Below are 12,894 nucleotides of genomic sequence, written 5' to 3' on the forward strand. Positions count from 1 at the left end.
ATAGCGATATTTCGCCGTTTAGTAAAGGAAAAGAGGCTTACGAGCCGATCATCCGGGCCACTCCGAGTACCGTATTCCAGTTGCGCAATGTGCCAACGCCGAGGCGTTTGGTGGTGAGGGAGGACAACAGGCGCGTTTCGCTCGCTTTGCCGCCGAAATCGATCCATAGATCGCCGTCGACCACGGCCAGTCGCTCCGGGTCGCTTCTGCGCTTTTCCAATACTTCGATCACCGACGGATCGAGCGGTTTGCGCATGACGCGGACGGCCACCTCGCTGCCCTCGCCATCTGCGAACGGACTGCCGGCGACAAGCTTCATCCATGTCGCAGCATCGCGGGCGATGATGTCGACGCGCTTGCTGAAAGTCTTCGCAAAGCCTGCTTCGAGTTGAGTTTCGATTGCTGCAATCGGTTGCTCGCCAGCCTCGAAGACCAGATTGCCGGTCGCGACCAGTGTTTTGACGTTGGTGAATCCGAGATCCTCGGCCATCTCCCGCAGATCGCTCATGACCACGCGACGGCCGGCTGTTAGGACAATGCTGTGAAGCAGTGCGACATACGTCGTCATGCCGCTCAGGCTGCCTTTCGGCCGATGACAAAATACCGCCAGGGTGTCCACCAATGATAGCGGTTTTCCAGAGCCTCCGGCACGGGGTCCAGCCCGCTGGTGCCGCCGGGTCCGCATCGCGCCACCCGAAACAGCGTCATCCAGCCACCGGCCCACAGGCCATGACGAGCGACGGATTCATAGCCATATTCCGAGCACGTCGGAATATGGCGGCAGGAATTGCCGATGAAGCTGGAAAGGGTCAGTTGATAGAGGCGGATAAGGCCCATGCCAAAGAGCCGATCGGGTGTCTTGCGGAAGGGGCCGGAATAGTTGCGGGAATGCAGGGGTTTAGCATTGTCGCGAAATGCTGTCTCGCCGCGCCTCAAGCCGCTGGAGCCTGCAGCGGCGCCTCCCTCATCATCGTCTTCTTGAATGGAACAGAGATAGCACATGGCTCGCCGTCTTTATGAAACGGCTGCGGCAGTCGCATGATTTCCGCGCGCCGCCTCGACCTGCCCGATCGCATCCACCACCGCATCGAATGTCAGCATTGTCGATGCGTGGCGCGCCTTGTAATCCTTGACCGGCTTCAGATAACGCATGTCTTCGAAACGGCCCGATGGCCCCTCGCCGTCAGCCTTGAGCATTGCAAGCATATCTTCGCGGGCCTTGCGCAATTCCTCGGCGGTCGCACCTACTATGTGGCGGGCCATGACCGAAGAAGATGCCTGACCGAGCGCACAGGCCTTGACGTCGTGCGCAAAATCGGTAACGACACCGTCGTCCATTTTCAGCCAGATCTTGACGCGGGAGCCGCATAGTCTGGAATGGGCCTGAGCGCTTGCATCGGCGTCTGAAAGGCTGCCAATGCGTTCGATATTGCCGGCGAATTCCAGGATCTTGCTGTTATAGATCTCGTCCATCATCGATTTCGCTCCGATGTACCTGTCTTGTGTTTCGAAACAAAAAACACACTGTATCTCGTTCGGACACTTTCACAGGGACAATGCCATACTATATGTATGTCGTTCGAAGACCACAAAATTGCAATGGTCTTCTGTAAGTTTGATGGGAAACCGTGCAGGACGGCAGGCTTGTCCGCCAGCCAGAACGCCCCGGAGCCCGCCAAAGGTGCACATTTTCCCATGTCATGGGGAATACCAGTGGCGAGTCCGACAAAACAAGATCCGCGATGCGGATCAGGAGACCACAGGTAATGGACGCCATTGTAAAGAACTTTCCGCAAGCCGTTGAATCCGATCGTATATTGGACCGCCCTTCGCAGAAGGAAGCCGAAGACGCCGTCCGCGTTCTGCTTCGCTGGGCAGGCGATGATCCGCAGCGCGAGGGCTTGCTCGATACGCCGGCGCGCGTCGCCAAGGCCTATCGCGAGCTTTTCGCCGGCTATGACATGAACCCCGAGGACGTGCTCGGCCGCACCTTCGAAGAGGTTTCCGGCTACGATGACATCGTCCTCGTGCGCGATATTCCGTTCTATTCGCATTGCGAACACCATATGGTACCGATTATCGGCAAGGCGCATGTGGGTTATCTGCCGAATGGCCGCGTGCTCGGCCTGTCGAAGATCGGCCGCGTCGTGGAGATTTTCGGCCGCCGCCTGCAGACGCAGGAGGCCATGACCGCCCAGATCGCCAATGCCATCGACGATTCCCTGCGTCCGCGCGGCGTCGCCGTCATGATCGAGGCAGAGCATATGTGCATGGCGATGCGCGGTGTGCAGCAGCAAGGCTCGTCGACGTTGACGACGACTTTCACGGGCGCCTTCAAGGCCGATCCGGCCGAGCAGGTCCGCTTCATGACGATGGTCCGGAGCCGTTGATAGGGCTCCAGGGAAAGAGCCTGAGATGAATTTGGTATTCAATGCCCCTTCCACGGACAAATCCGAGCTTGAGGATGCGGGTGATTTCACGCCTCGTTTCGACGATCGCGGCCTGATCACCGCGATCGTAACCGATGCCCATGACGGCGCGCTGTTGATGGTCGCGCATATGAATGCCGAGGCGCTGGCGCTGACGATCAAGACTAAGACGGCGCACTACTACAGCCGTTCGCGCGGCAAGCTCTGGAAGAAGGGGGAAACCTCCGGAAACCTGCAAACGGTGACGGAGATACGCACCGATTGCGACCAGGACGCCATCTGGCTGAAAGTTGTAGTCGCAGGTCACGATGCAACGTGCCATACTGGTCGCCGTTCCTGTTTCTACCGCACGGTGGAGCTCGAGGATGGAAAGCCTGTGCTGAACGTGGTCGACGATCACTTGCATTTCGATCCCGGCGAAATCTACCGAAAGTAGATGGGGCGATAGCCAAATATACGATTTGGAAACAAAAAAGGGACAGTATTTTAGCAAGGGGCACATAAAGGCCTCGGAGGAAGATATGTCATGCTGAATTGGGGGTTGAATCGTCAGGGCGCCGGACAGACTTCGGCAAGTTCAGATCCGACGACTTCGCACGACATCCTCGCTCCCCCGATTGCTCCTGCTCCCCCAAAGAAAGTGAAGATTGCGCTGGCACTCGGCGGAGGTGCAGCTCGCGGCTGGGCTCATATCGGCGTGCTGCGTGCTCTGGACGAAGCGGGTATCGAGGTCGGCATGGTTGCCGGCACCTCCATCGGGGCTCTGGTTGGCGGCTGTTATCTTGCCGGCAAGCTTGACGAGCTGGAGGCTTTTTCCCGCTCCTTGACCATGCGCCGCATCGCCAGCCTGCTCGATCTCACCATAGGCGGCAGCGGCCTGTTTGGCGGTATGCGGCTCACCAAGCGCATGCAGGAACACCTCGAAGGCCTGTCGATCGAGGATCTCGATCGCACATTCGTCGCCGTCGCCTCGGAATTGAACACCGGTCACGAGGTCTGGATCGCCAATGGCTCCCTGATCACGGCGCTGCGGGCGTCCTATGCCCTGCCCGGCATTTTCGAGCCGGTTCGCACCAACAGCCGAACGCTGGTCGACGGCGCTCTGGTCAATCCCGTGCCCGTTTCCGTCTGCCGCGCCTACGAGCAGCCGCTCGTGGTTGCCGTCAACCTAAACTACGATCTTTATGGTCGCTCGGCCGTCGTCAAGCACAATGCCGGGCCGCCGACCAGCGACCAGCAACGCCGCGACGAGGCACCCTATACCAAGCTCGGCATGACCGGCGTGATGGTGCAGGCCTTCAACATCATCCAGGATCGGATCTCACGCGCCCGCCTTGCCGGCGATCCGCCGGATCTGTCGCTGCACCCGCGCCTCAGCGATATCGGTCTCTCGGAGTTTCATCGCGCTGGCGAGGCAATCGAACGCGGATATGAGGAGACATTGGCTCGCCTCACCGAAATCCGGCGCATGCAGGAAGCCTACGCGCGCTAGGGCCTCGATAAACGTGAAAATCTGAAAAGGCAGGTAGCCACAACCCCATCTCGCTTACTAAGGGCGGGATGGGGTTCGCATGTGATGCACCATCCGGCCCTTCGCTTTAGGCTCAGGGCGTTCGTCGCTGCAATCGACTCACTGGGTCGATTGCTCGGGCTCTGCCCGACCGGTCCTCACCCAGCAATATAAGCCTTGATCTGCTCGGCCTCGAGTTCGATTTCGCGGATGCGCCATTTGACGACGTCGCCGATCGAGATGATGCCGGAGAGCTTGCCTTTGTCTTCAACGGGAACATGACGGAAGCGGCGCAGGGTCATCACTTCCATCAATTCATCGGTGGTGGTCTCTTCCTTGCAGCGATGCACCTTCGCCGTCATCAGCGAGGCGATCGGCTGGTCGAGACATTCGCCACCGTGCTTGGCCACAGCGTTGACTACATCGCGCTCGGTGAATATGCCGGAAATCTTGCCTGCCATGCCGACAACGACAATCGCGCCGATGCGGTTCTCGTTGAGCATTCTGGCGGCTTCCGCAACGGTCGTATTACCCCCGGTGGTAACGACATTGCGGCCTTTGGTATCAAGTATGGCTTTTACGGAAACTGACATTCGATTCTCCCATCTCGAAAGCACAGTGAACATGCGAGCCTCGGATTTGTTCCGAAACCACCCCAAGGTTTCGGACCGCTGCTCCCGTCATCGGCCGCGTTGGTCTCCTCCCACGCGCATCCGATAGAGATGAATGTTGCGCCTGTGGAGTCAAGAAAGCAACAGCTTCATTCCGTTGATGCAGCTGGATTTTCGACTTCAACGCGAGGCTGCCGGTCGAACAGCGAAAACAGCAGGAAACCGAAGAGAAAGCCGCCGATATGCGCGTCCCAGGCGACGGGTTGCGAGCTGTCGCCAACGAGCGTGATGCCGAAAGCGACCAGCGCATTGCCGGCGATCCACATGAGGATATAGACGACGACCGTCCGGCTGCGCAGCGAGGCGAGGATCGACAGCCGCGGGTTGAGGTGGGCTTGCCGTATGCCGGTGCGGCGGCCGTCCATGGCCGGAAAGGCAAAGCGGCATGCCGCACCCATCAACCCTGAAACGACGCCGGATGCACCGATCAACAGGGTCTGGTCACCCCAATAGATGGCCGCGTGCAGGAATGCGGAGGCGGCCGCCGAAAAAATCCAGAACATCACATAGCGCAAGACGCCAATCCGGCGCGCGACGGGTGCGGCAAAGACCATCAGCCACAGCCCGTTGAAAACGATATGCTCGATCCCGCCATGCAGAAGCGAATAGGTAACCGGCGTCCATAGCCACTCCAGCCCCTGCTGCGACAGCGGGAAAGCATAGCGCGCGGGAATGAAGCTGAAGGTGAAATAGAGCCAGTTCAGCGTATCGTCCGACCACCAGGGCAGGTTCTGAACAGCGAAGACTACGGCCAGCAGTACCAGGCTTGCAAGGATGACGGGTGGCAGGTTGAAAACCGGAACGCGCTCCGGCGGCCGCGGGGCTTCTGGCTGTTGGCGCGGCGGCTCTGCATTATCCATGTCTTGCTCTGAGATCCTCAAAAAGGGACTCGAGACATACAGCAGCGACCGTAAAAAAAAAAGCCGCCCAACTGAGGTGGACGGCTTGCTCGGGCGTTCACAGCGATGGCTTGCATCCTACGCCCGAAAGAATTTGTGCTGAAGGTCACCTCGTGAAGTGATGGGATATTTCTCCCATTCAGGCTCGCAAAAGGCAAACGATACCCTTTGTTAACTTTAACGGCTCGGCGTTGGCATGAAATAAGCAAGGCAAGGTGCAAGGGCGATGAGCGCCCCGGTATTTGAACTGAAATGGGACACCGACGCGTCATGCGCCAGAAGACGAGCATCGAGATATTTACCTATTGGGAGCAATTGCGCGGCAACGCGGATGCCCCCTTGCGCAATTTGATACAGCCCTCGGCGGTTCGCCATATCCTGCCGGAGCTCTTCATTCTCGAACTCTTGCCGAATGATACACCACGTTTCCGGCTGGCCGGGACGGCGATTTGCAGTCTCATGGGGCGCGAAATTCGTGGTGAGAGCTTTGCCGCACTTTGGGCGGGCAGCCAGATCGACGACCCAATGCGTATTGCGACGGGCGTTATGACGCATGTGGTTCCCGCCTTGATCAATGCGACCGGCTACAGCATCAGCGGCCGCCATATGGCCTTTGAAATGGTGCTGATGCCGCTGCGTTCGTCGGGCGATGTCTGCGATCGTCTGCTCGGCTGTCTAACGCCGGTGGCCCATACGGCATGGCTCGGCAGCGAGCGTCTGGAGTTCCTGGCGCTTGACCGCAGCCGCCTGCTTTACGACCGTCCTGCCCTTGCTGCCGAACAGCCATCGCATCCGCAACCCACCGATCCGATCGTCCCTCGGGATGGCGCCCGGTTTGGCGGATTAATGCGCCGGGTACTGAACCTGAAACCGGGCATGCACGATTCGCGCGCCGGATGACCCATCGCGGCACAAATTCATCCGTCACTTCTCAGTCATTCCTCGGCAAAGACAACCTTACCTTAAGAAAGTTCGGCTAAAGATTGTAATAAACATAATCGGTTGAAGAAGCCCTTTCATGCATTCATTCCAGCCAGCTCAGACGACGCGGCCCAACCAGATGGTAGGAGGTGCGCCCCGCAATGATCAGCGGACCTTTCAGCGGGTTCCGATCAATATGCAGGGCCGTCTGATGCTGGCCAGTTATGAAGAGTATGAGTGCCTGGTCACAGAGATGTCGCCCGGCGACATGTATGTCACCTGCCTGGGACGTCCGCGCGCCAATGAGCGCATCGTGGCCTATATCGATCATCTTGGCCGGGTCGAGGGCAATGTGGTCGCCGTCGATGGTCGTGGCTTCAGCATGTCGATCAACGCGACCGACCGCAAGCGCGAGAAGCTTGCCGCCCAGCTTACCTGGCTTGCCAACAAGCATGAGCTTGGCCTTCCGGAGGATCGCCGCCATGATCGCTTGACGCCGCGCTCTACCACCAGCGAATTGACCCTGGAAGACGGCACTCTCTATGTCTGCCGCATCATGGATCTGTCGCTGTCGGGTGCCGCCGTCGACGTCGAGGCCCGCCCACCGATCGGAACGCCTGTTCGCCTCGGCAATATGCGTGGCCGCGTCGTGCGTCACTTCATGGAAGGCGTCGCAATCGAGTTTCTCTCGCTGCAATCGCGCGAGACCTTGCGCGAATTCCTCTGATCCCGTCATTCTAATGTCACGTTCTCTCTAGAGACAGAGGCGCTTCACCTCCTCTATCCGCGTGGCCGCCGATGAAGACGCTTTATCCGGAAATCGAGCCCTACGATCAGGGCATGCTCGGTGTTGGCGACGCCAACAGCATTTACTGGATGCAGTCGGGCAATCCGAACGGCGTTCCCGTTGTCATCCTGCATGGTGGTCCCGGATCCGGCAGTTCCGCCGGCGCCCGCCGCTTCTTCGATCCGCAACATTATCGCATCATCCAGTTCGACCAGCGCGGCTGTGGCAACAGTCTGCCGCACGCGTCAGAGCCGGAGATCGATCTTTCTGCCAATATCACATGGCACCTAGTTGTCGATATCGAGCGGCTAAGGCTCTTTCTCGGCATCGAGCGTTGGTTGGTCTACGGCAATTCCTGGGGATGTACCCTGGCTTTGGTCTATGCTCAGGCACATCCGGAGCACGTCGTAGCCCTTATCGTTGCTGGCGTGACCATGACCCGACAATCCGAGATCGATTGGCTTTACAAAGGGCTTGCTCGTTTCTTTCCCGAGGAATGGGAGCGATTTCGCGCAGGTGTTCCAGAGAGCCAGCGCGGTGGCGATCTCGTCGCGGCTTATTATCAACTGCTCCGCGACCCAGATCCTGCCGTCCATCTCAAGGCCGCCAGGGACTGGCACGAATGGGAATCGGCCAATATTCTGGTCGATCCACGGGCGACGCTTTCAGACCGCTGGGCTGATTCACGCTATGTCATCGCAAGAGCCCGTATCATCACCCACTACTTCCACCATCGCGGTTGGGTGGAAGACGAACAGATATTGCGGAATGTCCATCGGCTTGCCGGCATCCCTTGTACGATGATCCAGGGCCGCCTCGATCTGGAGGGACCTGTCGTCACCGCATGGGAATTGTCGCGGGCCTGGCCCGCGGCACGTCTGGTGGTCGTGCCCAACGCGGCTCATTCGCCAGGGACGTCCGAGATGGCGGCAGCCATTGTCGAGGCGACGGATGCATTTCGCGCACTCGCCTGAAGGCAGTAAAAAAATCAAAAATATTTTTCTGCGCACCGTCCCGAAATGGCACAATACGAGGCAATCCCGGGCATTCGGATGGCCTCTGCTATGTGCGGAGACAGGGCGTCGGCCCTGCTTTATTAACGCCTCGGGTGAACAAGCCGTTCGGCCAATTTTAGCACTTAAAAAGAAAGTCATTCAAAAACAATTGGATATGAAAATTCCAATCACGGCGGCAAACGCGGGAGGATTTTGGAATTCCGATGGAAATCACTTCAAATTTGATTCAAATTTTATTCTCATTTTACGACAATTCGACGCGTGTTTGAATAAACTAAGTGCTTAATTTGACTGCGTAATTTTGCGTGAGATAAAAGCCTGCATGTCATTCTGGTCCCAATAAAAAAAGGGACACGGACATGAGCTTTCAATTTCTTCTTCGCGGATATGCCGCAATAGCTCTCTTCACCTTCGGCTGTCTCGGCCTCGCCCATGCGGCGCCTGCCAATATGACGATCACCGGCGATGCTGCGCCGCCGATCGGCCATTACCAGTTCTGCAGGGAAAATCCGACTGAATGCTCCTATGCCGGCGGCGATGCCGGTCCCGCCATCCTTACCGAGGATCGCTGGAAGACGATCGTGAAGATCAACTATGCGGTCAACACGACAATCCGGCCGATGACGGACATGGACCTCTATGGCGTCGAGGAAAAATGGGCGATCCCGACCACTGCGGGCGATTGCGAGGATTTCGCGCTCCTGAAGCGCAAAGACCTGATCGACGCCGGCTTTTCCCCCTCCGACCTGCTGATGACCGTCGTGCTGCAGCCGAATGGTGAAGGTCATGCCGTCCTGACGGTACGCACCGATCGCGGCGACTTCGTCCTCGACAATATGCGCAACAAGGTGAAGCTCTGGTCGGAGACCGAATACACCTTCCTGAAGCGTCAGTCCGCCGATGATCCGGCTCGTTGGGTCAAGATACAAGATGGTCGCGCGGTCGCTGTCGGTAGCTTGAAGTAAGTCACTCCCCTCCTTGCGACCGCCGGCGGCCTAGCGTTGGCGGCGTGAGTAAGGGCCCGGTCCGTCCCCAGATTTCTGTCCCGACCGGCGCCTCGGAGCCGTTCCCACTGTCCCGGGAACGGCTCTTTTCGTTTCCGGGCACATCACATCGAAAAATCATCCAGACAATCGCGAGAGCATATCCGCGATTAAATATGCAAGCCGACACACTTTTAATCACTCATTAACCATGAAGGCGGCAATCATTCCACATCGGGACTCATCAGGGGTCTCTTGCCGCAGCGGATATGTCACCGACGTTGATGACCGATGCGGGTTGGAACCGAAGGCAAGAGCATGGCCCCTCCTCTGTCGTCCACCTCCATGATCGACGAACAGCCGCTGATTTCGAGCGGCCTGGTTTATCGTCTGACCGCTGGTGTTGCCGTGCTCGCAGCACTGACCGTGGCAATCACCATCGGAGGCCGCTGGCTCGGCGAGAAGATTTCGCTTGCGGGCCACACCGACAGCATCAGGCCGATCACCGTGACGATCGGCGAAGACACGTTGCGCCTTGGTGCCAATACGATCCGCTTTCCGAGCGAACGCGCAAACGGCATCGCCGAACGCGTCGATCTCTATCTGACCTGGCCGCAGATGCAGGGCTACAGTGATGTCGACCGGCTGCGTTTCGACGATACTTCCCAATCCTCCTCCTTGATCTTCCTCCAGATCAGCCAGAGCACCATGTCGCGCGACATGTCGGGCCGGCTGGAGCCGATCTATTCGCATTTGATGGAGGGGCAGGCCTTTGCCGGTCCGCATGGCCTGACAGCGCATCCGCTCCGCGCCGATGCCGGCTATAGCGGCGAAGTGCTTCTGACCGCGCCACGCGCCGGCGAGCCTGATTATGTTGTTCGCTGCATCCTGCCCCCCTCGCCTGACCTTGCGACCAGCGGCGACTGCCAGAGAGACGTTAAGGTCGGCAAGGATCTGAGCGTCCTCTACCGTTTTTCCGCCAATGAGCTTGGCGACTGGCAGGCAATGGACGCGGCTGTCCAAGACTTCGTCAAATCCCGCCTCATCGACGTACCAGACGCCGGCGGTATTTCCGCGAGCGGCGGCTAAAATGGTGCCAAAATTTGAAACCAACTGTTCATCATAAACCGATTGGTAACGCTAAGCCCCTAGGTTGGAACGCAACGGACGTTCTTGGAGGCGGCGGCCGGATAATCGAGACCGTAAATGCAAGCAGAGAGTGAAGTAGTGTCCAGATCAAAATTTTCCGCATCCTCATCGCACTCCGGCAAGTTTCTGGCGAAGATGCTGTTTGGTCTCGCAGTTTCGACGGCGACGATAACCATGACCGTTGATGCATCGTACGCAGCCGGTGGCTCGAAATATGCGGGCATCGTCATCGATGCGAATACCGGCAATGTCCTCTACAGCGAGAATGCCGACACACTTCACTACCCCGCATCGCTGACCAAGATGATGACGGTATACCTGACCTTCGAGGCGCTCGAATCCGGTCGGATCACTCTCGATACGCCGGTGGTCTTTTCGAAGAATGCGGCCATGCAGGCGCCGACGAAGCTTGGCATCGGCACCGGCCGGTCGGTTACCGTTCGCGAAGCGATCCTGGGCATCGTTACCAAGTCGGCCAACGATGCGGCCATGGCGCTCGGCGAAATGCTCGGCGGCTCGGAAGACAATTTCGCCCGCATGATGAATGACAAGGCCCGCATGCTCGGCATGACGCGCACGACCTATCGCAACCCGAACGGCCTGCCGAACACCGCGCAGATGACCACGGCGCGCGACCAGGCCCGCCTCGGCATCGCCCTGCGCGAGCACTTTCCGCAATATTACGGCCTCTTCTCCACGACGAGTTTTCGTCTCGGCAACAGAGTAATCCCCGGACATAACCATCTGCTCGGCTCGGTCCGTGGCGTCGACGGCATCAAGACCGGTTATACGCGCGCTGCTGGCTACAATCTTGCGACTTCCGTGAAGGTCGATGGCCGCTCGATCGTCGGCGTCGTGCTCGGTGGCGCTTCGACGCCCGCCCGCGACAACCAGATGCGCAAGCTGATCGCGACCTATCTGCCGGTCGCATCGACCAAGCATATTTCGTCCAACGTGATTGCCCAGACCGTGGCGGAAACACCAAATATCCAGGCTGCGAGCGCCCGCATGGCGGCGGCTGGCAGTGTGAAGGCGAGCAAGGTCGAAAGCGCCGAGGTAGAAGACGATCAGCAGCCATCCAGCGCCGCCGCTTTTGCCGCGGTCACGCCGAAATCCAGCAATCCGCTGCTTGCGAGCAAGCAGAAGCACCGCGCCGCATCCGACGAAGTCGCCTCCATAGCGCCGACCGCCTCGGACGAGACCAGCGAGGATGATGTCGATACGCTGACGACCGCTTCGACTTCCAAGTCCGATACGAAGATCATCAAGCCGCAGAAGGTCGAAAAGGCCGAGAAGGCGGACAAGCCTGAAAAGCTTGCCAAGGCGAGCAAGGCTGAGAAGGGCCCGACCGGCTGGGTCGTTCAGATCGGTGTTTCCTCCAGCAAGGACGGCGCCGACGATCTGCTCGACAGAGCCAAGAGCAAGGGCGGCAAGGCATTGCGCTCGGCAAAGGCTTACGCAGTTGCCTATGACAACGGCTATCGCGCCCGTTTCGGCGGCTTCGGCGACCAGAATGCGGCGGTCAACGCCTGCAAGGCGCTCAAGAAGGCCGGCGTGAAGTGCTGGGCAAGTTTGGAATAGGAATGTGGACACGGTTTTCGTGCCGCATTGTCAAGAGATTGCCGGGTTGCGCGTGGCGACGCCCGGCTTTCCGGTCCCGGATATGTATCGGGCCGGCCCTGAGTTTGTAATGTGTTGCGGGGATATAAGATGGCGATGAACGAGAACTTTCCAGGTTTCTCGCTCGATGGCGCGGGAAAGACCAAACAGAAGGGCTTTGCCCTTCATCCGCTGCATGAAGCAGCATTGCGGCTGGCCGATCTGGGCCTCAACCGTTCGCGTTCGCGCAGTAAGACGAAAGACCTGATCGGCATCCTGCTTTGCCACGGTGCACGCGCCTGGCGTTATTCGCAGCCGGAAGCCAGTATTCGACTGCATATCACCTCGCCGAACGGCCAGGCACCGGTGCAGCTGCGGGTGCGCTGAGCGCCCGCTTTACAGCAATCCCAATTCGGAAAGCTCGCGTCTCAAATCCGCGGGCAACTCGGCAACGCCGCCGAGACTGTCGAGGTCGCGCGGCACGTCATCCTGCGGCAGGTAACGCCAACCCTGAAAAGCCCTGCGGGGCTGTCCGGCGGTTTCGACGACGCTCGGATCGAGAATCAGCCGGCAGCGATGAATGCCGTCGACATCGGTGAAGGTTTCGATACCGAGCAGCTTTTGCCGCGCCTGCACCTGCCCCTTGATCACCCAATAGAGCGAGCCGCCATCCAGCAGCTCATCCATGCGCTTCGGCACCATGCGGGTTGTATGGGTCGTATGTGGCTCCAGGCCAGCGGCAATAGCGCTCATCGCCCGTTCGGAAACCCATTCACGCAGATCCTCGAGCGAGTCGGCGCCCACGCATAATTTGATCAGATGCAAAGCCATAACGTCGTTGAAATCCTTTTGACCGGCAGCGTCAAGCTTTTCACGTCACGCGTCCACAAACTCGATATCATTCTGTCCGGGCCGTGCGTGGTGCGATTG

The 12,894-nt window shown here is 58.8% G+C and carries 16 protein-coding genes; 10 read left to right on the plus strand and 6 right to left on the minus strand.

The features are described 5' to 3' along the window. Positions 1 to 37 precede the first annotated feature (37 nt). From PMI03_RS18450 to PMI03_RS18460, 3 genes are read right to left on the minus strand one after another with little or no spacing between them, the layout of a single operon-like run. Positions 38 to 568: a DUF1697 domain-containing protein gene (locus tag PMI03_RS18450; RefSeq protein ID WP_007696142.1), complete on the minus strand. Its 531-nt coding sequence runs from the start codon at positions 566 to 568 to the stop codon at positions 38 to 40. 5 nt (positions 569 to 573) lie between these two features. Continuing rightward, positions 574 to 1,002 carry a membrane protein insertion efficiency factor YidD gene (gene yidD / locus PMI03_RS18455; protein WP_007696143.1) on the minus strand — a complete coding sequence of 143 codons (429 nt, stop codon included), beginning with the start codon at positions 1,000 to 1,002 and terminating at the stop codon, positions 574 to 576. A gap of 12 nt (positions 1,003 to 1,014) precedes the next feature. After that, on the minus strand, positions 1,015 to 1,473 hold the full coding sequence (locus tag PMI03_RS18460; RefSeq protein ID WP_034519355.1) for an iron-sulfur cluster assembly scaffold protein: 459 nt from the start codon (positions 1,471 to 1,473) through the stop codon (positions 1,015 to 1,017). A gap of 293 nt (positions 1,474 to 1,766) precedes the next feature. Between PMI03_RS18460 and folE the strand changes: the two genes are divergently transcribed. From folE to PMI03_RS18475, 3 genes are all read left to right on the plus strand, one after another. After that, positions 1,767 to 2,390 (plus strand): GTP cyclohydrolase I FolE, encoded by a 624-nt coding sequence (folE, locus tag PMI03_RS18465; RefSeq protein WP_007696145.1) that lies wholly within the window; start codon positions 1,767 to 1,769, stop codon positions 2,388 to 2,390. Positions 2,391 to 2,415: 25 nt separating this feature from the next. Next, entirely contained in the window at positions 2,416 to 2,865 is a 450-nt protein-coding gene (hisI, locus tag PMI03_RS18470) for a phosphoribosyl-AMP cyclohydrolase (protein ID WP_007696146.1), read from the plus strand. A 90-nt stretch (positions 2,866 to 2,955) separates the two neighbouring features. After that, positions 2,956 to 3,921, plus strand: coding sequence for a patatin-like phospholipase family protein (locus tag PMI03_RS18475; RefSeq protein WP_007696147.1), 966 nt, complete (start codon positions 2,956 to 2,958; stop codon positions 3,919 to 3,921). A gap of 176 nt (positions 3,922 to 4,097) precedes the next feature. On the opposite strand, the gene PMI03_RS18480 is transcribed toward PMI03_RS18475, so the two are convergent. Both PMI03_RS18480 and PMI03_RS18485 read right to left on the minus strand, forming a co-directional pair. After that, entirely contained in the window at positions 4,098 to 4,532 is a 435-nt protein-coding gene (locus PMI03_RS18480) for a CBS domain-containing protein (RefSeq protein ID WP_012651513.1), read from the minus strand. A gap of 167 nt (positions 4,533 to 4,699) precedes the next feature. Then, positions 4,700 to 5,470, minus strand: a complete 771-nt coding sequence (locus tag PMI03_RS18485; protein WP_007696151.1) for a rhomboid family intramembrane serine protease — start codon at positions 5,468 to 5,470, stop codon at positions 4,700 to 4,702. A gap of 309 nt (positions 5,471 to 5,779) precedes the next feature. Here PMI03_RS18485 and PMI03_RS18490 point away from each other — a divergent pair, with 309 nt between their 5' ends. From PMI03_RS18490 to PMI03_RS18520, 7 genes are all read left to right on the plus strand, one after another. Then, positions 5,780 to 6,409: a PAS domain-containing protein gene (locus tag PMI03_RS18490; RefSeq protein WP_007696153.1), complete on the plus strand. Its 630-nt coding sequence runs from the start codon at positions 5,780 to 5,782 to the stop codon at positions 6,407 to 6,409. A 118-nt stretch (positions 6,410 to 6,527) separates the two neighbouring features. Beyond that, positions 6,528 to 7,157: a PilZ domain-containing protein gene (locus tag PMI03_RS18495; RefSeq protein WP_007696155.1), complete on the plus strand. Its 630-nt coding sequence runs from the start codon at positions 6,528 to 6,530 to the stop codon at positions 7,155 to 7,157. A gap of 71 nt (positions 7,158 to 7,228) precedes the next feature. Then, positions 7,229 to 8,191 (plus strand): prolyl aminopeptidase, encoded by a 963-nt coding sequence (gene pip, locus PMI03_RS18500; protein WP_007696157.1) that lies wholly within the window; start codon positions 7,229 to 7,231, stop codon positions 8,189 to 8,191. A 401-nt stretch (positions 8,192 to 8,592) separates the two neighbouring features. Continuing rightward, positions 8,593 to 9,198 (plus strand): transglutaminase-like cysteine peptidase, encoded by a 606-nt coding sequence (locus PMI03_RS18505; RefSeq protein ID WP_007696159.1) that lies wholly within the window; start codon positions 8,593 to 8,595, stop codon positions 9,196 to 9,198. 336 nt (positions 9,199 to 9,534) lie between these two features. Then, positions 9,535 to 10,305 (plus strand): hypothetical protein, encoded by a 771-nt coding sequence (locus PMI03_RS18510; protein ID WP_007696161.1) that lies wholly within the window; start codon positions 9,535 to 9,537, stop codon positions 10,303 to 10,305. 117 nt (positions 10,306 to 10,422) lie between these two features. After that, positions 10,423 to 11,946: an SPOR domain-containing protein gene (locus PMI03_RS18515; protein ID WP_007696162.1), complete on the plus strand. Its 1,524-nt coding sequence runs from the start codon at positions 10,423 to 10,425 to the stop codon at positions 11,944 to 11,946. Between the two features lie 129 nt (positions 11,947 to 12,075). Beyond that, positions 12,076 to 12,351: a hypothetical protein gene (locus PMI03_RS18520; RefSeq protein ID WP_007696163.1), complete on the plus strand. Its 276-nt coding sequence runs from the start codon at positions 12,076 to 12,078 to the stop codon at positions 12,349 to 12,351. A 9-nt stretch (positions 12,352 to 12,360) separates the two neighbouring features. On the opposite strand, the gene PMI03_RS18525 is transcribed toward PMI03_RS18520, so the two are convergent. Further along, complete coding sequence (locus PMI03_RS18525) at positions 12,361 to 12,795, minus strand: DUF1489 family protein (protein ID WP_007696164.1); 435 nt, start codon at positions 12,793 to 12,795, stop codon at positions 12,361 to 12,363. Positions 12,796 to 12,894 lie beyond the last annotated feature (99 nt).

Source organism: Rhizobium sp. AP16, assembly GCF_000281735.1.
Lineage (GTDB): Bacteria > Pseudomonadota > Alphaproteobacteria > Rhizobiales > Rhizobiaceae > Rhizobium > Rhizobium rhizogenes.

Bases quoted from the DNA above. Each gene is read 5' to 3' on its own strand.
- PMI03_RS18490 (WP_007696153.1), top strand. From the start codon at position 5,780: ATGCGCCAGAAGACGAGCATCGAGATATTTACCTATTGGGAGCAATTG.
- hisI (WP_007696146.1), top strand. From the start codon at position 2,416: ATGAATTTGGTATTCAATGCCCCTTCCACGGACAAATCCGAGCTTGAG.
- pip (WP_007696157.1), top strand. From the start codon at position 7,229: ATGAAGACGCTTTATCCGGAAATCGAGCCCTACGATCAGGGCATGCTC.
- PMI03_RS18505 (WP_007696159.1), top strand. From the start codon at position 8,593: ATGAGCTTTCAATTTCTTCTTCGCGGATATGCCGCAATAGCTCTCTTC.
- PMI03_RS18520 (WP_007696163.1), top strand. From the start codon at position 12,076: ATGGCGATGAACGAGAACTTTCCAGGTTTCTCGCTCGATGGCGCGGGA.
- PMI03_RS18460 (WP_034519355.1), bottom strand. From the start codon at position 1,473: ATGGACGAGATCTATAACAGCAAGATCCTGGAATTCGCCGGCAATATC.
- PMI03_RS18510 (WP_007696161.1), top strand. From the start codon at position 9,535: ATGGCCCCTCCTCTGTCGTCCACCTCCATGATCGACGAACAGCCGCTG.
- PMI03_RS18485 (WP_007696151.1), bottom strand. From the start codon at position 5,470: ATGGATAATGCAGAGCCGCCGCGCCAACAGCCAGAAGCCCCGCGGCCG.
- PMI03_RS18515 (WP_007696162.1), top strand. From the start codon at position 10,423: ATGCAAGCAGAGAGTGAAGTAGTGTCCAGATCAAAATTTTCCGCATCC.
- PMI03_RS18450 (WP_007696142.1), bottom strand. From the start codon at position 568: ATGACGACGTATGTCGCACTGCTTCACAGCATTGTCCTAACAGCCGGC.
- PMI03_RS18495 (WP_007696155.1), top strand. From the start codon at position 6,528: ATGCATTCATTCCAGCCAGCTCAGACGACGCGGCCCAACCAGATGGTA.
- PMI03_RS18480 (WP_012651513.1), bottom strand. From the start codon at position 4,532: ATGTCAGTTTCCGTAAAAGCCATACTTGATACCAAAGGCCGCAATGTC.
- yidD (WP_007696143.1), bottom strand. From the start codon at position 1,002: ATGTGCTATCTCTGTTCCATTCAAGAAGACGATGATGAGGGAGGCGCC.
- PMI03_RS18525 (WP_007696164.1), bottom strand. From the start codon at position 12,795: ATGGCTTTGCATCTGATCAAATTATGCGTGGGCGCCGACTCGCTCGAG.
- PMI03_RS18475 (WP_007696147.1), top strand. From the start codon at position 2,956: ATGCTGAATTGGGGGTTGAATCGTCAGGGCGCCGGACAGACTTCGGCA.
- folE (WP_007696145.1), top strand. From the start codon at position 1,767: ATGGACGCCATTGTAAAGAACTTTCCGCAAGCCGTTGAATCCGATCGT.